The 21,255-nt window shown below is 73.7% G+C and carries 17 protein-coding genes; 9 read left to right on the top strand and 8 right to left on the bottom strand.

Translation table 11 applies throughout. The features are described from left to right. Positions 1-13 precede the first annotated feature (13 nt). On the top strand, positions 14-388 hold the full coding sequence (locus tag ACZ4UV_RS47785; protein WP_351484950.1) for a helix-turn-helix domain-containing protein: 375 nt from the start codon (positions 14-16) through the stop codon (positions 386-388). A gap of 630 nt (positions 389-1,018) precedes the next feature. Here ACZ4UV_RS47785 and ACZ4UV_RS47780 read toward each other — a convergent pair. The 3 genes from ACZ4UV_RS47780 to ACZ4UV_RS47770 are packed head-to-tail and all read right to left on the bottom strand — an operon-like array spanning position 1,019 to position 7,678. Then, complete coding sequence (locus ACZ4UV_RS47780; protein WP_451018634.1) at positions 1,019-1,783, bottom strand: SDR family NAD(P)-dependent oxidoreductase; 765 nt, start codon at positions 1,781-1,783, stop codon at positions 1,019-1,021. Positions 1,784-1,815: 32 nt separating this feature from the next. After that, positions 1,816-2,658 carry an Fpg/Nei family DNA glycosylase gene (locus ACZ4UV_RS47775; RefSeq protein WP_467848008.1) on the bottom strand — a complete coding sequence of 281 codons (843 nt, stop codon included), beginning with the start codon at positions 2,656-2,658 and terminating at the stop codon, positions 1,816-1,818. Between the two features lie 49 nt (positions 2,659-2,707). Next, entirely contained in the window at positions 2,708-7,678 is a 4,971-nt protein-coding gene (locus ACZ4UV_RS47770) for an ATP-dependent helicase (protein WP_451018632.1), read from the bottom strand. 393 nt (positions 7,679-8,071) lie between these two features. Here ACZ4UV_RS47770 and ACZ4UV_RS47765 point away from each other — a divergent pair, with 393 nt between their 5' ends. From ACZ4UV_RS47765 to ACZ4UV_RS47755, 3 genes are read left to right on the top strand one after another with little or no spacing between them, the layout of a single operon-like run. Continuing rightward, a complete protein-coding gene (locus tag ACZ4UV_RS47765; RefSeq protein ID WP_467848004.1) occupies positions 8,072-8,923 on the top strand; it encodes an AraC family transcriptional regulator in 852 nt (283 codons plus the stop codon). Between the two features lie 10 nt (positions 8,924-8,933). After that, positions 8,934-9,686 carry an AzlC family ABC transporter permease gene (locus ACZ4UV_RS47760; RefSeq protein WP_351484942.1) on the top strand — a complete coding sequence of 251 codons (753 nt, stop codon included), beginning with the start codon at positions 8,934-8,936 and terminating at the stop codon, positions 9,684-9,686. Beyond that, entirely contained in the window at positions 9,683-9,991 is a 309-nt protein-coding gene (locus tag ACZ4UV_RS47755) for an AzlD domain-containing protein (protein ID WP_390035151.1), read from the top strand. Before ACZ4UV_RS47760 ends, ACZ4UV_RS47755 begins: the two co-directional genes overlap by 4 nt. Positions 9,992-10,041: 50 nt before the next feature. On the opposite strand, the gene ACZ4UV_RS47750 is transcribed toward ACZ4UV_RS47755, so the two are convergent. Next, positions 10,042-10,986, bottom strand: a complete 945-nt coding sequence (locus ACZ4UV_RS47750; protein ID WP_390035150.1) for a hypothetical protein — start codon at positions 10,984-10,986, stop codon at positions 10,042-10,044. Positions 10,987-11,066: 80 nt separating this feature from the next. Here ACZ4UV_RS47750 and ACZ4UV_RS47745 point away from each other — a divergent pair, with 80 nt between their 5' ends. Together ACZ4UV_RS47745 and ACZ4UV_RS47740 are read left to right on the top strand one after the other, a co-directional pair. Further along, positions 11,067-11,261 carry a DUF3046 domain-containing protein gene (locus tag ACZ4UV_RS47745; protein ID WP_351484938.1) on the top strand — a complete coding sequence of 65 codons (195 nt, stop codon included), beginning with the start codon at positions 11,067-11,069 and terminating at the stop codon, positions 11,259-11,261. Positions 11,262-11,321: 60 nt separating this feature from the next. Then, the gene (locus tag ACZ4UV_RS47740; RefSeq protein WP_390035149.1) at positions 11,322-12,596 is read left to right on the top strand and encodes an AI-2E family transporter; all 1,275 of its coding nucleotides are present in this window, start codon (positions 11,322-11,324) and stop codon (positions 12,594-12,596) included. Between the two features lie 12 nt (positions 12,597-12,608). On the opposite strand, the gene ACZ4UV_RS47735 is transcribed toward ACZ4UV_RS47740, so the two are convergent. The 4 genes from ACZ4UV_RS47735 to ACZ4UV_RS47720 form a co-directional block, all read right to left on the bottom strand. Beyond that, entirely contained in the window at positions 12,609-13,412 is an 804-nt protein-coding gene (locus tag ACZ4UV_RS47735) for a hypothetical protein (protein WP_451017814.1), read from the bottom strand. Between the two features lie 80 nt (positions 13,413-13,492). Continuing rightward, the gene (locus ACZ4UV_RS47730; RefSeq protein WP_451017813.1) at positions 13,493-14,653 is read right to left on the bottom strand and encodes an oxygenase MpaB family protein; all 1,161 of its coding nucleotides are present in this window, start codon (positions 14,651-14,653) and stop codon (positions 13,493-13,495) included. A 48-nt stretch (positions 14,654-14,701) separates the two neighbouring features. Beyond that, positions 14,702-15,754, bottom strand: coding sequence for a polyprenyl synthetase family protein (locus tag ACZ4UV_RS47725; RefSeq protein ID WP_451017812.1), 1,053 nt, complete (start codon positions 15,752-15,754; stop codon positions 14,702-14,704). After that, positions 15,747-16,022, bottom strand: coding sequence for a polyprenyl synthetase (locus ACZ4UV_RS47720; protein ID WP_351484932.1), 276 nt, complete (start codon positions 16,020-16,022; stop codon positions 15,747-15,749). The genes ACZ4UV_RS47725 and ACZ4UV_RS47720 overlap by 8 nt, the downstream gene beginning before the upstream one ends. A gap of 478 nt (positions 16,023-16,500) precedes the next feature. Here ACZ4UV_RS47720 and recA point away from each other — a divergent pair, with 478 nt between their 5' ends. The 3 genes from recA (at position 16,501) to ACZ4UV_RS47705 (ending at position 21,110) form a co-directional block, all read left to right on the top strand. Further along, positions 16,501-17,634 carry a recombinase RecA gene (gene recA / locus ACZ4UV_RS47715; RefSeq protein ID WP_451017810.1) on the top strand — a complete coding sequence of 378 codons (1,134 nt, stop codon included), beginning with the start codon at positions 16,501-16,503 and terminating at the stop codon, positions 17,632-17,634. Positions 17,635-17,638: 4 nt separating this feature from the next. Continuing rightward, complete coding sequence (recX, locus tag ACZ4UV_RS47710; protein WP_451017809.1) at positions 17,639-18,481, top strand: recombination regulator RecX; 843 nt, start codon at positions 17,639-17,641, stop codon at positions 18,479-18,481. A 97-nt stretch (positions 18,482-18,578) separates the two neighbouring features. Then, positions 18,579-21,110, top strand: a complete 2,532-nt coding sequence (locus ACZ4UV_RS47705) for an ABC transporter permease (protein WP_467847974.1) — start codon at positions 18,579-18,581, stop codon at positions 21,108-21,110. Positions 21,111-21,255: the final 145 nt, after the last annotated feature.

Below are 21,255 nucleotides of genomic sequence, written 5' to 3'. Positions count from 1 at the left end.
GAGGGAGCCACCGATGATTCTGCTCCGTCGCCTGCTGGGTGACGTGCTGCGTCGGCAGCGCCAGCGCCAGGGCCGTACTCTGCGCGAAGTCTCCTCGTCCGCCCGAGTCTCACTCGGCTATCTCTCCGAGGTGGAGCGGGGGCAGAAGGAGGCTTCCTCCGAGCTGCTCTCCGCCATCTGCGACGCGCTGGACGTACGGATGTCCGAGCTCATGCGGGAAGTGAGCGACGAGCTCGCCCTCGCCGAGCTGGCCCAGTCCGCCCAGGCCACCGAGCCCGTGCCCACGCCGGTTCGCCCGATGCTGGGTACCGTCTCGGTGACCGGTGTGCCACCGGAACGGGTGACCATCAAAGCGCCCGCCGAGGCGGTGGACGTGGTCGCCGCGTGACGCCTGCGCGGATGTAGACCGACGCGGCGCCGACCTGGCGCCGAAGAAGTGCGCGAGGCCCCGGCCGGGGCCCTGCCGGGGAGACCCGGGAGGGAGCGGCCGGGGCTTTCGTGCCTCTGTGGACGGCATGCGTCCATTTGCCGGTGTCCGCCGTCCCGGTCATGGTGGAGGGACGCTTGCCGGGGGCCGACGACCGGAGACAACGCATGCACGCCGTGAAGAGCCCGCTGCCCGAACCTCTTCGTCGGGATCGCGGCGGATCCGGAGCAGCAGCACTGGATGTGCCAGGCGGAGAACGCGTAGCAGAGGCCGATGCCGGTCCACGGCCGTTGCATCGGTGAGCCCTCGGTGCGCCTCCCCGGTGGGCCGGGCGGCGTTCTAGCGTCCGGCTGGAGGTGACGGCCATGGTGGGGCGGATAGTGCGCTGGGGGGTTGCGCTGGGGTTCGCGGCGGTGTGGTGGTGGGCCGTGCTGCGGATCACCTTCGCCGACAGCGCCGGGGCCCTGGAAGGGACCGTGGCCGCCGGCGGGTGGGGACTGAGCCTGCTGCCGGTGAACTGCGTGCCGAGAGCCCGTGCGGCGGGGGCCCTGGGGCCGGCGCGCTGGCGGACGGCCTGGCGGATCCAGGGGGCTACCAGGGCATCGCCACCCCTCCGTTCGGGCGCAGGATCTGGCCCGTCGTGAACGAGGAGGCGTCGGACGCCAGGTAGAGCACGGCGTGCGCGACGTCCGCGGCCTCGCCGACCCGGCCCAGCGGTGACTTCCGGGCCATCCGGGCCTCCGTCTGCTGCTGCTCCGCGCTGTCGTCGCGGTCGGTCATGGGGGTGCGGGTCCAGCCCGGGGCGACCGCGTTGACGCGGATGCCCTGCCGGCCGACCTCGTTGGCGAGCGTCTTGGTCAGCTGGACCACGGCCGCCTTGGCGGCGCCGTAGCAGAGCAGGCCGGGGCCGCCGGTGTCGATCGCCCCGGAGGCCATGGTGATGATGCTGCCCCCGCTCCGCCCGTCCAGCATCAGCCGGACCGCCTCCTGGCAGGCGTACAGCACGCCCTTGAAGTTGACGCCCAGCACCCGGTCGAGGTCCTCGTCCCTGGTCTCCAGGACCGGGCTGCGGTGCATGATCCCGGCGATCGCCGCCATGACGTCCAGCCGCCCGCAGGACCGCACGGCCTCCCCGAGCCGCGCCCGGTCGGTGACGTCGAGGGTGTGGGTGCGGGCGGAGCCGCCCCGGTCCTTGATCAGCGCCGCCGTCTCGTGCAGGCCGTCCGCGTCCCGGTCGGCGCAGTGCACGGTCGCGCCCGCCTCGGCGAGCAGCACGGCGGACGCCCGGCCGATGCCGCCGGCGGCGCCGGTGACGAATGCGGTGCGTCCGGTGAGGTCGTACGCCTTGAGGGACATGAGGGGACGGTACGAGCAGTTCTGACGGGTCGTCAATTAGTCGTACGGGGGCGGGTTCCGTGGGCGCGCCGGGAACTCGGGGCGGGGGCCGGGCCGGTCTGGCAGGCGGGGCACCAGTAGGTGGGGCGCTCGCGGGAGCCGTCGCCCTGGTCGGCGAGCCGGATCGGGGTGTGGCAGCGCAGGCAGGGGCGGGGTGCGCGGCCGTAGACGTAGAGGTCGTGGTCGCGCAGGCCGGTGGTGCGGCGGACCACGCGGTCGCGGTTGGCGTCCAGGAGGCGCTGGGCGAGGCCGGGGAGGATCGCGGCGCGGTCGGCGGGGAGCGCGCCGACCGGGAGCCAGGGGGTCGCGCCGATCAGGAAGCAGAGCTCGCTCTTGTAGATGTTGCCGATCCCGGCGAGGTTGCGCTGGTCGAGCAGGGCCTCGCCGAGCGGGCGGGCGGGGTCCGCGAGGAGGTTGGCCAGGGCGCGGTCGGGGTTCCAGTCGGGGCCCAGCAGATCGGGGCCGAGGTGGCCCACTGCGCGTTCCTCCTCGCCGGTGCGCAGGAACTCCAGGACCTGGAGGCGGTATCCGACGGCCGCGCGGTCGGCGGTGGAGAGGATCGCCCGGATCTGGTGCGCGGGACCGCCCCGCCAGCGCTCACCGGTGCCGTAGACCTTCCAGGCGCCCTCCATCCGCAGGTGCGTGTGCAGGGTCAGGTCGCCCTCGAAGCGGGTGAGCAGGTGCTTGCCGCGCGGGGTGGTGCCGAGGACCGTACGGCCGCTGAGGTCGACCGTGGCGTACTTGGGCACCCGGAAGTCGCTGCGGGTCAGCACCTGGCCCGCGAGCGCGTCGTGCAGGCGCCTCGCGGCCTGCCAGACCGTGTCACCTTCGGGCATGGGTCAAGGGTGGCACGGAGGGGGCGGGAGGTGAGGCACGCACCGTGCTTCACGCCCGCAGGCGCAGGCCGCGCGGGGTCGCGATGAAGCCGGCTGCCTCCAGGAGGGTGCCGAGTGGGGAGGTCAGGGCCGAGGCGCCGTTGACGCGCTCCACCGTCACCGTGCCGAGGGTGCCCGCGCGGGCGGCGGCCGCGAGGGCCTCCGCCGCGCTACGGAGCCGGGTGTCGTCGGTGGCGGCCGTGTCCGGGGTGGCGGGCCAGGCCAGCAGGGTCTTGCCGCCCCGCTCCATGTAGAGCGTCAGCTCGCCGTCGACCAGGACGACGAGCGAGCCGGCCTTGCGGCCCGGTTTGTGCCCGGCGCCGGTCGGGGGCTCGGGCCAGCCGAGGGCGGCGCCGTAGGCGTTCGCCGGGTCGGCGGCGGCGAGGACCACGGCTCCGGGGCCGGGGGCGGCGGGGGCGCGGGTGTGGCGGTTGCCGTAGGCGTACGGGTTCGTGTTGTAGGGGTTCGCGGGGCTGCCGCCTCGGGGGCCGCCGTAGCCGGGGGCCGCGAACGGGTCGGCGGGGGCGAGGTCCTTGGGGGAGACGTAGTCGCCGGGGGCGGTGGGCGGCTCTGGCGGCCAGGTGAAGTCGCCGTCCAGGTCGGGGAGACCGGCCGTGTCGAACGGGCCGAGGGGATCCAGGGGGTCGGCGGGTGTGCCGTGGCCGCCGTTCGGGCCGGTGAACGCGGCGGGTCCGGAGGGGCCGGTGCTTCCGAAGCCGGTGCCCGGCGGGCTCTCGCCCCGCTCGCGGGCGTTGGACACCGCCCGCAGCCGGTCGACCGCGCCGTCCATCGCGAACTGGGCCGCCCCCAGGCCCTCCACGACGTAACCCCGGCGCGCCTGGCCGCTCTCCTCGAACGCCGACAGGATCCGGTACACCGCCGAGAAGCCGCCCTCGACGCCCTCCGCCGCCACCGCGCCCCGGGTCACCACGCCGTGCCGGTCGAGGAGGGTACGGGCCAGGGCGTGGGCGCGCACGGTGGTGTCCGGCTCGCGCTGCGGCAGCAGGGACCAGCGCCCGGCCACGGTCGGCGGGCCGGTACGGGAGGCGGGCCGGGCGGCGGCCGTCAGGGAGCCGTAGCGGCCGCGCGGGACGGCGCGCTTGGCGCGGTGCGCGGTGGAGCCCGCGGTACGCCCCGAGCCGAGCAGAGAGCGCATCGGGGCCAGCGTGTCGTTGGTGAGCCGCCCGGACCAGGCCAGGTCCCAGACGGCGTCGGCCAGTTGGGGATCGGTGGCGTCGGGGTGGGTGGTGGCGCGGACCTGGTCGGCGATCTGCCGGAAGAACAGGCCGTAGCCGCCGGAGAGGGCGTCGAGGACGGACTGGTGGAGAGCGGTCAGCTCCAGGGGGTGCGGCGGCGGGAGGAGCACGGGGGCCGCGTCCGCCAGATACAGGGAGACCCAGCCGTCCTTGCCGGGCAGGGCTCCCGCGCCGGCCCACACGAGCTCGCCGGCCGCGGTGAGTTCGTCGAGCATCGCGGGCGAGTAGTTCGCCACGCGGGACGGCAGGACCAGCTTCTCCAGAGCCGACGCCGGTACGGACGCGCCCTGCAACTGCTCCACGGCGCGCACCAGTCCGTCGACGCCGCGCAGCCCGTGCCCCTTGCCGATGTGCTGCCACTGCGGCAGGAACTGGGCGAGCGCGGCCGGTGCCACCGGCTCCAGCTCGTGCCGGAGCGCGGCCAGCGAACGGCGGCGCAGCCTGCGCAGCACCGCCGCGTCGCACCACTCCTGGCCGATGCCCGCCGGATGGAACTCGCCCTGCACCACCCGCCCGCTCGCGGCGAGCCGCTGCAGCGCGCCCTCCGTGACCGCCACCCCGAGCCCGAAGCGGCCGGCCGCGGTGGTCGACGTGAACGGGCCGTGGGTGCGCGCGTACCGGGCGAGGAGGTCGCCGAGCGGGTCCTTCACGGGCTCGGTGAACGCCTCGGGGACGCCGACGGGCAGGGCCGTGCCGAGGGCGTCGCGCAGCCGGCCCGCGTCCTCGACCGCCGCCCAGTGCTCGGCACCGGCGATCCGGACCCTGATGGCCCGCCGGGCGCCCGCCAGCTCCGCGGCCCACTGCGTCTCGGCGCCCCGCTCCGCCAACTCGGCGTCCGTGAGCGGCCCGAGCAGCCGCAGCACGTCGGCGACGCCCTCCGGGTCCTTGATCCTGCGGTCCTCGGCGAGCCACTGGAGCTCGCGCTCCAGCTCGGTCAGCACCTCCGCGTCGAGCAACTCCCGCAGCTCCGCCTGGCCCAGCAGCTCGGCCAGCAGCCGGGAGTCCAGGGAGAGCGCGGCCGCGCGGCGCTCGGCGAGCGGGGAGTCACCCTCGTACAGGAACTGGGCGACGTAGCCGAACAGGAGGGAGCGGGCGAACGGGGACGGCTCCGGGGTGGTGACCTCGACCAGGCGGACCTTGCGGGATTCGAGGTCACCCATCAGCTCCACGAGCCCGGGGACGTCGAAGACGTCCTGGAGGCACTCGCGGACGGCCTCCAGGACGATCGGGAACGAACCGAACTCGCTGGCCACCTGGAGCAGCTGGGCGGCGCGCTGACGCTGCTGCCACAGCGGGGTGCGCTTGCCGGGGTTGCGGCGCGGCAGCAGGAGCGCGCGGGCGGCGCATTCGCGGAACCGGGAGGCGAACAGGGCCGAGCCGCCGACCTGGTCGGTGACGATCTGGTCGACCTCGCCCTTGTCGAAGGCGACGTCCGCCGCGCCCACGGGGGCCTGCTCGGCGTCGTACTCCGTACCGGCCTTCACGGGGGCCTGGTCGAGCAGGTCGAGGCCCATCAGGTCGGCGTCCGGCAGCCGCAGCACGATGCCGTCGTCGGCGTGCATGACCTGGGCGTCCATGCCGTACCGCTCGGACAGCCGGGCGCCGAGGGCGAGCGCCCAGGGAGCGTGGACCTGGGCGCCGAAGGGCGAGTGGACGACGACCCGCCAGTCGCCCAGCTCGTCGCGGAAGCGCTCGACCACGATCGTGCGGTCGTCAGGGACATGGCCGCAGGCCTCGCGCTGTTCGTCCAGGTACGACAGCACGTTGTCCGCCGCCCAGGCGTCCAGGCCCGCCGCGAGGAGGCGCAGCCGGGCGTCGTCCTTGGCGAGCGCGCCGACCTCGCGCAGGAACGCGCCGACCGCGCGGCCCAGTTCGAGCGGGCGGCCCAGTTGGTCGCCCTTCCAGAAAGGCAGGCGGCCCGGGACACCCGGGGCGGGGGAGACGAGCACGCGGTCGCGGGTGATGTCCTCGATGCGCCAGGAGCTGGTGCCCAGGGTGAAGACATCGCCCACCCGGGACTCGTACACCATCTCCTCGTCCAGCTCGCCGACCCGGCCGCCGCCCTTCTTGGGGTCGGCGCCGGCCAGGAAGACGCCGAAGAGCCCGCGGTCGGGGATGGTGCCGCCGGAGGTGACGGCGAGCCGCTGGGCGCCCGGGCGGCCGGTGACCGTCCCCGCGACCCGGTCCCAGACCACGCGCGGGCGCAGCTCGGCGAACGCGTCCGACGGGTAGCGGCCCGCGAGCATGTCGAGGACCGCGGTGAACGCCGACTCCGGAAGCGAGGCGAAGGGCGCCGCGCGGCGGACGGTGGCGAGCAGGTCGTCGACCTGCCAGGTGTCCAGCGACGTCATCGCGACCAGCTGCTGGGCCAGCACGTCGAGAGGGTTGGCCGGGACCTTCAGGGACTCGATGGAGCCGGTGCGCATCCGCTCGGTGACCACGGCCGCCTGCACCAGGTCGCCCCGGTACTTGGGGAAGACCACGCCGGTGGAGACCGCGCCGACCTGGTGCCCCGCGCGGCCGACGCGCTGGAGGCCGGAGGCGACCGACGGCGGGGACTCGACCTGGACGACCAGGTCCACCGCGCCCATGTCGATGCCCAGTTCGAGACTGGAGGTGGCCACCACGGCGGGCAGCCGGCCCGCCTTCAGGTCCTCCTCCACCAATGCGCGCTGCTCCTTGGAGACCGAGCCGTGGTGCGCGCGGGCGAGGACCGGCGGGGCGCCCTGGGCCGCGCCCGAACCGCCCATCAGCTCGGCCGGGGAGTGGTGCTCGTCCAGCGGCTCGCCGGTCGCGCGCTCGTAGGCGATCTCGTTGAGCCGGTTGCACAGCCGCTCCGCGAGGCGGCGGGAGTTCGCGAACACGATCGTCGAGCGGTGGGCCTGCACCAGGTCGGCGATCCGCTCCTCCACGTGCGGCCAGATCGACGGCTTCTCCGCGCCCTCGGCGCCGTCGGTGGCCGGGGAGCCGCCCAGCTCTCCCATGTCCTCCACCGGGACGACGACGGAGAGGTCGAACTCCTTGCCGGACTTCGGCTGGACGATCTCCACCTTACGGCGCGGCGAGAGATAGCGGGCCACCTCGTCGACCGGGCGGACGGTCGCCGACAGGCCGATGCGGCGGGCCGGCCTCGGCAGCAGCTCGTCCAGCCGCTCCAGGGAGAGCGCGAGGTGCGCGCCGCGCTTGGTGCCGGCGACCGCGTGCACCTCGTCCAGGATCACCGTCTCGATGCCGGTCAGCGCGTCGCGCGTGGCCGACGTCAGCATCAGGAACAGGGACTCCGGAGTGGTGATCAGGATGTCCGGCGGGCGGGTGGACAGGGCGCGGCGCTCGGCGGCCGGGGTGTCGCCGGAGCGGATGCCCACCCTGACCTCCGGCTCGGGCAGGCCGAGCCGGACGGACTCCTGGCGGATGCCGGTCAGCGGGCTGCGCAGGTTCCGCTCGACGTCGACCGCGAGGGCCTTGAGCGGCGACACGTACAGCACGCGGCAGCGCTTCTTCGGGTCGGCCGGGGGCGGGGTGGAGGCCAGCTGGTCCAGGGCGGCGAGGAAGGCGGCCAGTGTCTTGCCGGAGCCGGTCGGGGCGACCACCAGCACGTCCGAGCCCGCGCCGATGGCCTGCCACGCGCCCGCCTGGGCCGCGGTGGGCGCGGAAAACGCCCCCGTGAACCAGCCGCGGGTCGCGGGGGAGAAGCCGTCGAGGGCCCGGTGTGCGGATTTCGCCATGCGTCCATCCTGCACCCGGCCACTGACAATCGGCTCTGACCTGCGGAGATGTCCTCGGCTTCGCCTTCGGCCCTTGTGTTCCCACCCGCACCACCCGTGACAGTTTCGTCGTCGGGTGCGAGTGGCCCCCGTGGGGCGGATTCGCCGTCGGCGGCCGCGCGAAGGGGCCTGGGTGGGAGCAATGGCTCGGGAGGGCCGGACGAGGATGGTGGCCGTGTCGGGCGGTCGGTGGGTGATGGATGTGCAAGGCGGGCGGGAAGTGGAAGCGGGGCGGCGGCTGAGGGCAATCGGGTGTGATGCGGGAGCGGCGGGACGTGGCCGAAGGCGGTCGGGCGGGAGCGGGGATGTGGCTGGGGGCGGTCGGGCGGGAGCGGGGCGGTCGACAATGGGCGTATGGCGGGACCGGAGGAGCGGGCGCGGCACTGGCGGTATGAGGCGTTGCCCGGTGTTGATCTGCTGCGTGCCCGGTATGTGCGCAAGACGTTCGTGCGGCACACGCACGAGCACTTCGTGATCGCGGCCATCGCGGACGGTGTGGAGGTCTTCCACCACCGGGGCTCCGACGTGTCCGCGGGGGCGGGGGCGCTCGCGCTGGTCAACCCGGACACCCCGCACACCGGGCGGGCCGGGGTGCCCGAGGGCTGGCGGTACGGGGCCGTCTACCCGGCGCCGGACCTCGTGGCGGGGATCGCCGCCGAGACCACCGCCGTCCGGGGCACCCCCGGCTTCGTCAGCCCGGTGCTCGACGACCCGTACAGCGTCGCCCTCGTGCACCGGGTGCTGCGCGCCGCCGACGAGGGCAACGCGCTCGCCGCCGACACCCTGCTGCGCGTCGCGGTCACCCGGCTGCTGCGGCTCAACGGCGGCCCGCTGCCGCAGCGGCAGGTCCGTACCGCGGGCGCCCGGCTGGCGGCACGCGCGCGTGCGGTGCTGGAGGAGCGGATGGCCGAGCCGCCCACCCTGGAGCGGCTCGCCACCGACCTCGGCACCAGCCCCTTCGCGCTGCTGCGGGCGTTCCGCGTCGCCTACGGCATGCCCCCGCACACCTGGCTGACCGACGCCCGGGTGCGCCGCGCCCGGCTGCTGCTGGACGCCGGCACGGCACCCGCCGAGGCGGCCGTCGCCGTGGGCTTCACCGACCAGCCGCACCTCAACCGGCACTTCGCCCGGATCGTCGGTGTCCCGCCGGGCGCCTACCAGCGAGAGCGCAAGAACGTACAAGACGTGCGGGACGGCCGTCCGTAACGTCCTGGGCGTGGCACAACAGACAGCACTCGCAGACATACGCGGCGAAGACGGGCCGAAGCCCGACTCCGCCGTCGTCAGGGACGCCCTCGGGGTCGGGGTCGCCGTGGGACTCTCCGGGTTCGCCTTCGGGGTGACCTCGGCCGGCAGCGGCCTCGGCCTGCTCCAGACCTGCGCGCTCAGCCTCCTGGTGTTCACCGGCGCCTCCCAGTTCGCCCTGGTGGGCGCACTCGCGGCCGGCGGCAACCCGCTGACCGCGGCGGCCGGTGCCTTCTTCCTCGGGGTGCGCAACGCGTTCTACGGGTTGCGCCTCTCGCAGGTGCTGGCGCTCCCGCGCGCGGTACGGCCGTTCGCCGCCCAGTGGGTGATCGACGAGACCACCGCGGTCACCCTGGCCCAGCCGACGCGGCGCGCCGCCCGGATCGGCTTCACCGTCACCGGGCTCAGCCTGTACGTGCTGTGGAACCTCACCACCCTGCTCGGCGCGCTCGGCGCCAAGGCCGTCGGGGACACCGGCGCCTGGGGCCTGGACGCGGCCGGGCCCGCCGTCTTCCTGGCCCTGCTCGCTCCCATGCTGAAGACCACGACCGACCGCGCGGTCGCCGCCCTCGCGGTGCTGTTGGGGCTCGGCCTGCTGCCGGTGCTGCCGGCCGGGGTGCCGGTCCTGGTGGCCGCGCTGGCGGCACCGGCCGCCCTGTTCGTCTCCGGCCGCCGGTCCGGCCGCGACCGCACCCGCGACGAGGCATCCGAGGAGACCCGGTGAACTTCTGGATCGCGATCGGCGCGACCGCCCTCGGCTGCTACGCCGTCAAGCTCGCCGGGCTGCTGGTGCCCGCGGGCGTGCTGGAGCGGCCGATGGTGCGGCGGCTGGCCGCCCTGCTGCCCGTGGCCCTGCTCGCCGCCCTCACGGCCCAGCAGACGTTCGCCGACGGGCACGCGCTCGTGCTGGACGCCCGGGCCGCGGGGCTCGGGGCGGCGGCCGTGGCGCTGGTGCTGCGGGCGCCGTTCCTGGTCGTCGTCGGGGTCGCCGTGGTGGTCACGGCGGGGTTGCGCGCCGTGACCGGCTGAGACTTCCGTCACCCGGCCCTCCTCAGCCGGCATCCGGCAGCCGACTTCCGTCACCCCACGAAGCGGCCGTACGCCCTGAGCGTGTGCAGGGCCTCGATCGTCACCCTGGGGCGGGCCTCCAGCGAGGCGGCCGGTGTCCACTGGCGCCAGCGGATCGGCCAGCCGCCGTCCGCCTCCTGTTCGGCGGCGAGGAAGTCGAGCGAGCGGGTCATCTCCTCGTCGGTGAACCAGGCCCGCGCGAGCGAGTCCGGGGACTTCGCGAAGTCGTGCGGGAAGTGGTGCTCGCGCGGGGCGTAGCCGGGTGCGACCGGGTAAGCGCCGAGGCGCCCGGGGTCCAGCGCGGCCAGGCGCTGCTCGCGCACCAGACGGCCCAGCCGGTCGGCGGCCGCCTCCGCGCGCGAGCGGTCGGGCACCGTGTCCAGGAAGGCGACCGCCGCCTCGATCTCGTAGGGGTGCGACTTCTCCAGGTACTCGATCGCCTGCCAGCAGAAGTCGGTGGCCCGGAACAGCCAGGCGTGCCACACCTCGTTGCGGTGCAGCAGGCCCACCACCGGACCGGTGGCCAGGAGCTCGCTGGGCGGGTCGTCGACGACCGGGACGAACGGCGCCGCCGGATAGCCGCGCTGGCTGGGACGGACCGCCGGCAGCGCCCCGTCCGCCGTGGAGACGGCCGTCAGATAGCGGCACACGCGCTCCACCCGCTGCCCGCCGCACCGCCCGATGGCGTCCAGGACCCGCAGCGCGTGCCCGGTGTGCAGCGGCTGGCTCACCGGGCCCCGCAGATCGGGCTCCAGCGCGTGTCCGTAGCCGCCGTCCTCGTTGCGGTAGGCGTCCAGCGCGCTCTCCACCGGATCGGGGTCGCCGTTCAGGAAGTGGTAGGAGAAGAGACGCTGCTCCAGCACGCGCGCGGTGAGCCACATGAACTGTTCGGCGCGGAAGAGCGGGGAGTGCGCCGGGGGCGTAGGGGGGAGCGGGGAAGCTCCGGTTTCGGCCATGCGCAAGACCGTAGGGCGGAAAGCGGTCTCGGCAGGCGCTCCCGGGCAGGGCCCACTCTCAGGGGCGGGATACTGGTTTCATGCGGTTGACGGTTTTCTGGCAGCGGATGGCGGAACACTTCGGTTCCGGGTACGCCGACACCTTCGCGCGCGATCACGTGATGACGGAGCTCGGCGGGCTGACGGTGCACGAGGCGCTGGACGCCGGCTGGGAGGCCAAGGACGTGTGGCGCGTGGTCTGCGCGGTCATGAACGTTCCGGGAGAGAGACGCTGACCGTGCACGGAGATCGGACAAGGGCCACGCGTTGTCAGTGGCGTAGGCGAGACTTGCACCGTGGTATCCACTGACGAGGACGGGCGGACCGCCCAGGACGCATTCCCGGCCGACACGGCCGACACGACGCCGCGCGCCGGATCACCGGCCGCCGGCGCCGCGGTACCGGGCGCCCGCATGCCGCGCTGGCTGCCGCGCGCCATGGTGCTGGCACTCGCCCTCGTCGCCGCCTTCCAGCTGGGCAGCTGGGCCTTCCACCAGCTCACCGGACTGCTGATCAACATCCTCATCGCGTTCTTCCTGGCGCTCGCCATCGAACCCGCGGTGAGCTGGATGGCCTCCCGCGGCATGCGCCGCGGGTTCGCGACCTTCCTGGTCTTCCTCGGCCTGGCGATCGCCACCGCGGGGTTCATCACACTGCTCGGCTCGATGCTGGCCGGGCAGATCATCAAGATCGTCGAGGACTTCCCCGACTACCTGGACTCGGTCATCAACTGGGTCAACCACACCTTCCACACCGAACTGAAGCGGGTGGACGTCCAGGAGGGCCTGCTGCACTCCGACTGGCTGCGCAAGTACGCGCAGAACAGTGCGGCCGGTGCGCTCGACGTGTCCGGGCAGGTGCTCGGCGGCCTCTTCCAGCTGCTGACGATCACGCTGTTCGCCTTCTACTTCGCCGCCGACGGCCCCCGGCTGCGCCGCACCCTGTGCTCCGTGCTGCCGCCCGCCCGCCAGGCCGAGGTGCTGCGGGCCTGGGAGATCGCCGTCGACAAGACCGGCGGCTATCTGTACTCGCGCGGTGTGATGGCGCTGATCTCCGGGATCGCGCACTACATCCTGCTGGAGGCCCTCGGCGTGCCGTACGCGCCCGTGCTGGGCGTGTGGGTGGGGCTGGTCTCGCAGTTCATCCCCACCATCGGCACCTATCTCGCGGGCGCGCTGCCCATGCTGATCGCGTTCACCGTCAACCCGCTGTACGCGGTGTGGGTGCTGGTGTTCGTCGTGATCTACCAGCAGTTCGAGAACTACATGCTCCAGCCCAAGCTGACCTCCAAGTCGGTCGACATCCACCCGGCGGTCGCCTTCGGCTCGGTCATCGCGGGCACCGCGCTCCTCGGCGCGGTCGGCGCACTGATCGCCATCCCGGCGGTCGCCACGCTCCAGGCGTTCCTGAGCGCCTACGTGAAGCGGTACGACGTCACGGACGACCCCCGGGTGCAAGGGCACCGCCGGCGGGGCACGGGCGGCCCCGGGCCGCTCACACGCGCGCGGCGCCTGGTGCGGCGCCTGATATGGCAGCGGCCGGCCGAGGGCTCCGGAGACACTCCGTCCTGACGGCCGCCGCGATCAGTAGGTGAGTACCGCCCACACCCCGGCGGCGGCGACGGCCGCCGCGTAGCAGCCCACCGCCGCGGCCACGACCCGCCACCGGGTCTGCTCGCTCCACGCGGTGCGGGACAGCAGCCGGGCCAGGGCCGGCAGGACCAGCACCGCGTGCAGGCTGACCCCGTGCAGCGGCTTGAGCGGGGCCGTCGAGTCGTACGCCGCCTCCTGGTGCCCGGTCCGGACGAGCACCACCCCGCGCGCGATCATCGCCGCTCCCGAGGCGAGCGCCACCAGCAGGACCGCGAACCCGGAGCGCACCGCGAGCGCCATGCCGACGGGACCGGCCGGTCGGCGCCGGAAGGACACCACCGCGAAGACGGTGAGCAGCACCACCAGGACCCCGCCGCCCACCGCGAGCATCATCGACACCGCGGTGTCGAAGGGCGTCTCCATGTCGAGGTGCGAGGGCACCCGGCGCCACGCCTGCAGGGTGATCCCGCCGACCTCCACCACACAGTCGGCGGCGAACACGAGCAGCAGGACGGTCCGCAGCCGCTCCCCGACCCTCAGGTAGGAGGTGACCCAGGTGACCGCCATCAGCGTCAGCCCGAAGGAGAGCCCGAACGTGACGGGCTTGCGCCAGGAGACCGGCCCGTACCAGGGGCCGCCGTCGACCGCGAACACCACCAGATGCGCCAGACCGGAGAGGACGAGCAGCACCCCGGTCGCGTGACAGAGCCGCTCGGCGGGGCGCACCCGGGTCAGGATCCCGGTCAGCGGGTTCGCCGGTGGCTTGCGGGGCGGACTCTTCAGGGAGGAGGACATGCGCCCAGCCTCCCGGGGCCCGTCCGCGCGGTCGTCGTCCGGCCGAAGGCACCCGCCGTACGCCTCGCGGAGTAGGGGGATCAGGAGACCGTGGCGGCCGGCGGGGTCCACCGGCGGGTGCGGGGGACGGTGCCCGGGACGCCGAAGTCCTTCTTGAGGTGTTCGGGGATGGCGTAGTGCATGACGCGGCCACGGGTGAGCGAGGACAGTTCGAGGACGGTGGTGAGGTGGCCGAGGCGGTCCAGGGCCCAGGCGCCGAGCGGGGAGCGGTCCTCGATGGTCTCCAGGACGCCGAGGAGGTGCGGTACGGCCTTGACGACGGTGTCCCACGGGGTGCGCGGCACCTCCAGCCAGTCGGCGCAGGTGTCGCCGACCAGGTGGCGGATCAGGGCGGAGACGATCGGGTCGAAGAAGGTGCCGGGGACGACCTCCTCGTACAGGTCGATGAGCTGCCGGGTCAGGACCGCGCCCTCCTCGGAGGGGCCCATGTGGCGGACCATGTACAGGTCGAGGAAGGCGCGTGCTTCCTCGAGGGTCTTCGGGACGGCCTCCTGGTCGACGCCGAGCATGGCGCCCACCACCCGCCACGCGTAGTAGTACGCCTCCGCGCCCTCCGTGGACAGGTGGATGCCCAGCCGGTGCAGGCTGTCGAGGACCAGCATGGAGAAGAACATCTGCCCGCCGATCATGTCCTCCTGGCAGATCGGCGTGCCGAGCGCCTCGGTGTCCCAGCGGTTCTCGCGCCTGAGGTGGTGCCGGATGGAGGCGTGCAGCAGGCGCACCTTCTGGGCGGCCGGGACGAAGCGGCTGCCGGCCTCGAAGGCGTCGGGCCGCATGAGGTAGACGGTGAACTGACCGGTCTCCGCCATGCGCTTGGACGGGTACTTCAGCCCGTGCGTGGCCGACAGCAGCTTCGCCACGCGCGGGACGACGTAACAGGCCGGCATGGCGGCGAAGGACAGCGCGGTCGAGATGTGCACGTTGTTGTCGATGAAGAACAGCCGGGCCTTCTCCATCTCGCCCCAGTCCACCCAGGACGGCGGCACCCGGGTGGCCTCCAGGTACTCCCGCGCGACGTCGGGCAGTCCGTCCGGCAGGGGAGCGCCGGCGGTGGAGACGTAGCGCATCAGCGTGTTGAACGTGCCCACCTCCCCGCGCTCGAAGAGTGCGGCGACCGTGACGTCGGCGAGTTCGTCACCGGCGTGCCGCAGGGTGTCCAGCGAGGCCTCGGTGTGGATCACGGCAGGGCTCCTTGTCGTCGCGGGTGCCGTCCGGGCCACCCGTGGGGGTCAGGACAGGCGGACCGCGGCCGAGTGGGCCAGCGAGGTCAGGGCGCCGGTGGCGGGGGCCGGCACGTTCAGTCCGTGGAGGGCGTCGAGCGCTTCCGCCACCCGGGCGCCGATCATGTGCTCGATCCGGTCGGGTGCCCCGAGCCGGCACATCACCTCGCGGACCGCGTCCAGGCCGTCCGCGTCGAGATCACGGCTGCCGAGCAGCGCGCCCAGCCGCTCCCGGTCGTCGGCACGGGCGAGGCGCCAGGTCTCCGCGAGCAGGGCGGTGGGCCGGTGGCCGCGTACGTCGTCGGCGTTGGCCTTGCCGGTGTGCTCCGGTGTCCCGAACAGGCCGAGCAGGTCGTCGCGGAGCTGGAAGGCCTCGCCCAGCGGCAGTCCGTACGCGGAGTACCCCGCGCGCAGCCGCTCGCCGGCCCCGGCCAGGGCGCCGCCGATCAACAGGGGCTGCTCGACGGTGTACTTGGCCGTCTTGTAGCGGATCACCTTCAGCGAGGCCGTGGTGTCCGGCCCGGATCCGGTGCGCAGGATCTCCAGGCACTCGCCCGCGATCAGCTCCCGGGCCAGTACCGACCACAGGGGGCGGGCCCGGGCGAGGTAGGCGGCGGGCAGCCCGCAGGTCGCGAACAGCTGCCCGGCCAGTGACATCAGCAGGTCGCCGACGAGCATCGCCAGCGACCGCGCGGTGTCGTCGGCGCGCGGCCGGTCCCGTACGGCCGCGCGCAGGGCGATGTGCGGGGTGGGGCGCCCGTGCCGCAGCGGGCTGTCGTCGATGAGGTCGTCGTGTACGACAGCGGCGGCGTGCACCAGTTCCATGGAGGCCGCCGCCCGCACCAGTGCGTCGCTGTCCGGCTGGCCCACCGCACGCCAGCCCCAGTAGCAGAACGCCGCCCGCAGCCGTTTGCCGTCCGTGACCGCCGCCTCCAGCTGCTCCGCCACCGGGGCCAGCAGCGGGTCGACCGCCGCGAACAGGTCGGCCTCCTCGGCGACGAACCGGCGCAGCACCTCGTCGACGCGGTTCTTGAAGGCGCCCGGATCCCAGCGGTCAGTCATCGCCTGCGGTCCGCCGGGCGAGGGCGTGCCGGGCGAGGATCTCCAGATGGGCCGGGGGCACGGTCGCGTACCGGTCCAGGACCAGGCGCCCCCGCGCGGTGAGGTCCTGCTCGGCCTCCGCCGCCAGCGCGCCGGCGTCCGAGCGGCGCAGCAGCCCCCGTAACGTCCCGAAGGCGGTGCCCACCGTGCTCACCGCCAGATCGGCCAGCCCCGCCGCCAGCAGCACGGCCTGCTCGTCCAGACCGAGTCGTCCCGTCTCACGTGTCATGCGCTCTCCCACCCACGGCACCAACGGGCGGCGCTCTCCCGGCCGCCTCTTCGAGCATCGCGGCACGACGGGTGCGGGCAGGTGGAAACTCACGATCGGGTGAACGTCCTGCCGGGTGGTGCGGATCGCCGTGCCGCGGTCCCGTCACCGGCTGCCGCCCCCGGCACGCAGCGCACTCCCGCTCGCGTGCCGCGTACGCCCGGAGCCATGGGCGAGCGGCGAGTGAGGGGTGGGTGAGCGCCCTGCGGGGAAGTGGCGGGAGTACCGAGTGGTGCGCTTGACACGAAAATCGAACATCCATTCTCATGGAGGCTCCGGCACGGCTCGCGGCGGGGATCCCAGCGGCAGTTCGACATGGTTTGGGCGGAGACATCCCCGAGTTGTCCACAGGTCGAACCGGCGTCGGGGCGCATTGTCAGTGGCAGGCGTTAGCGTCTTTGACGTGAAGCGATCGACTCAAGCAAACCGGGTGGAACCCATGGCAGGAACCGACCGCGAGAAGGCGCTCGACGCCGCGCTCGCACAGATTGAACGGCAATTCGGCAAGGGCGCGGTCATGCGCATGGGCGAGCGGGCCAAGGAGCCCATCGAGGTCATCTCGACCGGCTCGACCGCGCTCGACGTCGCCCTCGGTGTCGGTGGCCTGCCGCGCGGCCGTGTGGTGGAGATCTACGGACCGGAGTCCTCCGGTAAGACGACCCTGACCCTGCACGCCGTGGCCAACGCGCAGAAGGCCGGCGGCCAGGTCGCGTTCGTGGACGCGGAGCACGCCCTCGACCCCGAGTACGCGCAGAAGCTCGGCGTCGACATCGACAACCTGATCCTCTCCCAGCCCGACAACGGCGAGCAGGCCCTGGAGATCGTGGACATGCTGGTCCGCTCCGGCGCCCTCGACCTCATCGTCATCGACTCCGTCGCCGCGCTCGTCCCGCGCGCGGAGATCGAGGGCGAGATGGGCGACAGCCACGTCGGTCTCCAGGCCCGCCTGATGAGCCAGGCGCTGCGGAAGATCACCAGCGCGCTCAACCAGTCCAAGACCACCGCGATCTTCATCAACCAGCTCCGCGAGAAGATCGGCGTGATGTTCGGCTCCCCGGAGACCACGACCGGTGGCCGCGCGCTGAAGTTCTACGCCTCGGTGCGTATCGACATCCGCCGCATCGAGACCCTGAAGGACGGCACCGAGGCGGTCGGCAACCGCACCCGGGTCAAGGTCGTCAAGAACAAGGTCGCGCCGCCCTTCAAGCAGGCCGAGTTCGACATCCTCTACGGCCAGGGCATCAGCCGTGAGGGCGGTCTGATCGACATGGGCGTGGAGCACGGCTTCGTCCGCAAGGCCGGCGCCTGGTACACGTACGAGGGCGACCAGCTCGGCCAGGGCAAGGAGAACGCGCGCAACTTCCTCAAGGACAACCCCGACCTGGCCAACGAGATCGAGAAGAAGATCAAGGAGAAGCTGGGCGTCGGTGTCCGCCCGGAGACGCCCGCCGCCGAGCCGGGCGCGGACGCGGCGGTCACCACCGCGGCAGCCACGGACGACGCCGCGAAGACGGTGCCCGCCCCGGCCGCCGCCAAGGCCACCAAGCCCAAGGCCGCCACCGCCAAGAGCTGACGCCGTGACACGACGAACCGACTGGGCCGACCACGAGTACGCGTCCCCCGGTGCCCCACGGGGGAGGGGCACCGGGGGCGACCCGGGCTCCACCGGGGACGGCGACGAGGCCTACGGCACGGGCGGCGACAACTACGGGGGCGGCACACACGGGGGCGACGCCGCGTACGCCGACGGCTTGTACGGCGACGGCACGCACGGCGGCCCGGGCGGGCCCCGCGGGCACGGGTCACCCGGCCGTGGCCCGCGGAAGTCCGGGACGCGCCGTCGGCGTGGCTTCGGGGAGCCGTCCGGTGAGGACGGAGGTTCCTCCTCCTCGTCGAGGGCCGAGCAGGGGGAACCTCCTGCGGACCCGGCTGAGCGGGCGCGGGCGATCTGTCTGCGCCTGCTCACCGGGACCCCGCGCACCCGGAAACAGCTCGCGGACGCCCTGCGCCAGCGGGAGATCCCGGACGACGTCGCCGAGGAGGTGCTGTCGCGGTTCGAGGAGGTCGGGCTGATCAACGACAGCGCGTTCGCGGACGCCTGGGTGGAGTCCCGGCACCACGGCCGGGGGCTGGCCCGGCGCGCACTCGCCCAGGAACTGCGTACCAAGGGCGTCGACTCGGCGCTCGTCGACGAGGCCGTCGCCCAGCTCGACTCCGAGCAGGAGGAGGAGACGGCCCGCGAACTCGTCGCCCGCAAGCTCCGCTCCACCCGGGGCCTCGACCGCGACAAGCGGATCCGCCGCCTCGCCGGCATGCTCGCCCGCAAGGGGTACCCCGAGGGCATGGCCCTCCGGGTCGTCCGGCGGGCGCTGGAGGAAGAGGGCGAGGACACGGAGTTCCTGGAGGGCGGGGACTTCTGACGGGGCGACAGCAGCCACGGGAGTGGGGTTAACCCCCCGTCAGGACACCGGACCACCGCAGTGCCCCGGGCCCCGCGTGTCGACGACGGTGTACGTCATGACGCTGCTGCGCTACGCCCTCAAGACCATCCGTGCCCGCAAGGCCGGTTTTCTCGGCGCCTTCCTCGCCCTGCTCTGCGCGGCCGCCCTGATCACGGCCTGCGGCACCCTCCTCGACACCGGCCTGCGCGGCACGATCCGCACCGAGCGCTACGCGGCGACCCCGGTCGTGGTCTCCGCCGACCAGTACGTCCACCGGACCACCGTCAAGCACAAGCACGGCAAGACCAAGGTCAAGCACAAGGCGAAACCCATCGCCGAGCGCGCCTGGCTGCCGGCCGACTTGGAGGCCGGACTCGCCCGTACGCCCGGCGTCGCCCGGGTGGTGCCCGAACTCACCTTCCTCGCCCAGCCGCTGACCCCGGCCGGCACCGGCGGCCGTACCGCCTACGGGCACGCCTGGGAGTCCGCCGCGCTCACCCCGTACCGGCTGGTCACCGGTACCGCGCCGCAGACCGCCACCGACCTGGTGGTCGACCGCGATCTCGCCGCCCGTGCCCGGCTGCGGCCCGGCGACACCCTCGCCGTGCAGTCGACGCAGGCCCTGCGTACGTACCGGATCACCGGAATCGCCGCTCCGGCCACGGACGTACGCCACCAGACGGCTCTCTTCTTCTCCGCCGCCGAGGCCCGCAGGCTGGCCGCGCACCCAGGACAGGTCACCGCGTTCGGTGTGCTGCCCGCGCACGGCACCGACCCGCAGCAGCTGAAGCAGGCCGTGACGCGCACGCTGCGCGGTACCACCGCCCAGGTCTCCACCGGGGACGCCCGTGGCCCCGTCGAGTTCCTGGACGCGGCCGCCGCTCGGGTCCGGCTGGTCAGCATGGGCGGCGCCATGGGCGGGACCTCGCTGCTCGTGGCGGTCCTGGTGGTCGTCGGCACCTTCGCGCTCACCGTCCAGCAGCGCCACCGCGAACTCGCCCTGCTGCGTGCCATCGCCGCCACCCCGGGACAGATCCGTCGCCTGCTCGGCCGTGAGGCCCTGGTCATCGGAGCGGTCGCCGGCACGCTGGGCGCACTCCTCGGCCTGCCGCTGGGGGCCTGGCTGCACACCAGGTTCGTCGCGCTCGGCGCCGTACCCGCCGCGCTTCAGCACACCACCGGTGTCGTCCCGCCCCTCGCCGCGCTCGCCGCGACCCTGGCCGGGGCCTGGACGGCCGCCCGTATCGCCTCCCGGCGCATCGCCCGGATCCGGCCGACCGAGGCGCTGGCCGAGTCCCGCGTCGAGCCCGCCCGGCCCGCCCGGGGCAGGATCGCCACCGGTCTGCTGCTGCTCGCCGGTGGAGCCGTCCTCGTCGTGCTGCTCACCTCCCTGCGCACCGAAGCCGCCTCGACGCCTGTCACCTTCCTCGCCGTCGTGGTCCTCGCCATCTCCGTCGCCCTGCTCGGTCCGCTGCTGGTCAAGGCGGCCGCGCTGCTGCTCGCCGGACCGCTGCGGCTCACCGGCCACGGTGGCCGGCTCGCCACCGCCAACCTGCGCGGCAACGCCGCCCGGATGGCCTCCGTCGTCACCCCCCTCACCCTGCTCATCGGGATGACCTGCACCGTGCTGTTCGTCCAGTCCACACTTGACGCCGCCGCCCGCGCCCAGGCCCGCGCCGGAGTCACCGCGGACTGGATCGTCACCGCGCGGGGGCCGGGCGTCCCGGCCGATGCGGCACGGCGGTTGCGGGCGCACCACGACGCCGTCACCGAGGTGGTCCGCACGACCGTCCGCATCGGGCTCGACAAGTACCCGGCCCAGGGCGTCACTCCCGAGGGCCTCACCCGCACCTGGGACCCCGGCGTCACCGCCGGCTCCCTCGACCGGCTCACCGACCGCACCGTCGCCGTCAGCGAACTGGCCGCCGACCAGCACCACCTGAAGCCCGGCAGCTCCCTGGAACTCACCCTCGGCGACGGCACGCCCGCCACCCTCACCGTCGCCGCCGTCTACACCCGGGGTCTCGGCTTCGGCGACCTCACCTTCGCCCACGACCTCGTCGCGCGCCACGTGGACAACCCGCTCGCCTCCTCCGTCCTCGTCAGCACCGCCCGTACACATGCACAACTGACGGCTACGCTGCGTGAGTTCCCGGGGCTCGACATTCTTTCGCCGACCGCCGTCGACGACCTCCGGGCCGCGCGTCAGCAGGACAACGCCGAGGTCAACTACCTGGCCATGGGGCTGGTCCTGGCCTTCACCGCCATCGCCGTCGTCAACACGCTCGCCATGTCGGTCGCCGACCGGGGGCGGGAGTTCGCGCTGCTCAGGCTCGCCGGTGCCACCCGCCGCCAGGTGCTTCGGATGCTGCGCACCGAGGTGCTGTCCGTGCTGACACTCGCCACGGCGCTCGGCAGCGGCATCGCGCTCGCCGTACTCACCGGGTTCAGTGTCGGCATGACAGGCCACGCCGCAGCGACGGTCACACCGTTGCTGTACGTGACCGTCGTGGCGACCGCCGCGCTGCTCGCGCTGGTGGCCGCGGCTCTTCCCGGACGAGTGGCCCTGCGGGTGCCGGTGGTGACGGCGGCGACGGTGAAGGACTAGGTCCGGGCCGCCTCCCCGGGATCGCTACCGCGCGCGCACTCATAGCGTGCGCGCGCGGGCGGGTTCGTTCTGTTTGGGGTGGCGGTAGCTTCGGCCGGTCCCGCCACCCGCGTGGCTCTCCGTATGTCGTCGACTCCTTCGTGGA

Source organism: Streptomyces sp. NPDC028289 (genome assembly GCF_055565975.1).
The sequence above is the reverse complement of the archived record's forward strand: the minus strand, read 5'-3'. Positions and strand labels throughout refer to the sequence as shown.

Coding starts and splice junctions, on each gene's coding strand:
- ACZ4UV_RS47785 (WP_351484950.1), top strand. CDS start 14: ATGATTCTGCTCCGTCGCCTGCTGGGTGACGTGCTGCGTCGGCAGCGC.
- ACZ4UV_RS47725 (WP_451017812.1), bottom strand. CDS start 15,754: ATGACTGACCGCTGGGATCCGGGCGCCTTCAAGAACCGCGTCGACGAG.
- ACZ4UV_RS47705 (WP_467847974.1), top strand. CDS start 18,579: ATGACGCTGCTGCGCTACGCCCTCAAGACCATCCGTGCCCGCAAGGCC.
- ACZ4UV_RS47770 (WP_451018632.1), bottom strand. CDS start 7,678: ATGGCGAAATCCGCACACCGGGCCCTCGACGGCTTCTCCCCCGCGACC.
- ACZ4UV_RS47745 (WP_351484938.1), top strand. CDS start 11,067: ATGCGGTTGACGGTTTTCTGGCAGCGGATGGCGGAACACTTCGGTTCC.
- ACZ4UV_RS47720 (WP_351484932.1), bottom strand. CDS start 16,022: ATGACACGTGAGACGGGACGACTCGGTCTGGACGAGCAGGCCGTGCTG.
- ACZ4UV_RS47735 (WP_451017814.1), bottom strand. CDS start 13,412: ATGTCCTCCTCCCTGAAGAGTCCGCCCCGCAAGCCACCGGCGAACCCG.
- ACZ4UV_RS47775 (WP_467848008.1), bottom strand. CDS start 2,658: ATGCCCGAAGGTGACACGGTCTGGCAGGCCGCGAGGCGCCTGCACGAC.
- ACZ4UV_RS47780 (WP_451018634.1), bottom strand. CDS start 1,783: ATGTCCCTCAAGGCGTACGACCTCACCGGACGCACCGCATTCGTCACC.
- ACZ4UV_RS47765 (WP_467848004.1), top strand. CDS start 8,072: ATGGCGGGACCGGAGGAGCGGGCGCGGCACTGGCGGTATGAGGCGTTG.
- ACZ4UV_RS47750 (WP_390035150.1), bottom strand. CDS start 10,986: ATGGCCGAAACCGGAGCTTCCCCGCTCCCCCCTACGCCCCCGGCGCAC.
- recA (WP_451017810.1), top strand. CDS start 16,501: ATGGCAGGAACCGACCGCGAGAAGGCGCTCGACGCCGCGCTCGCACAG.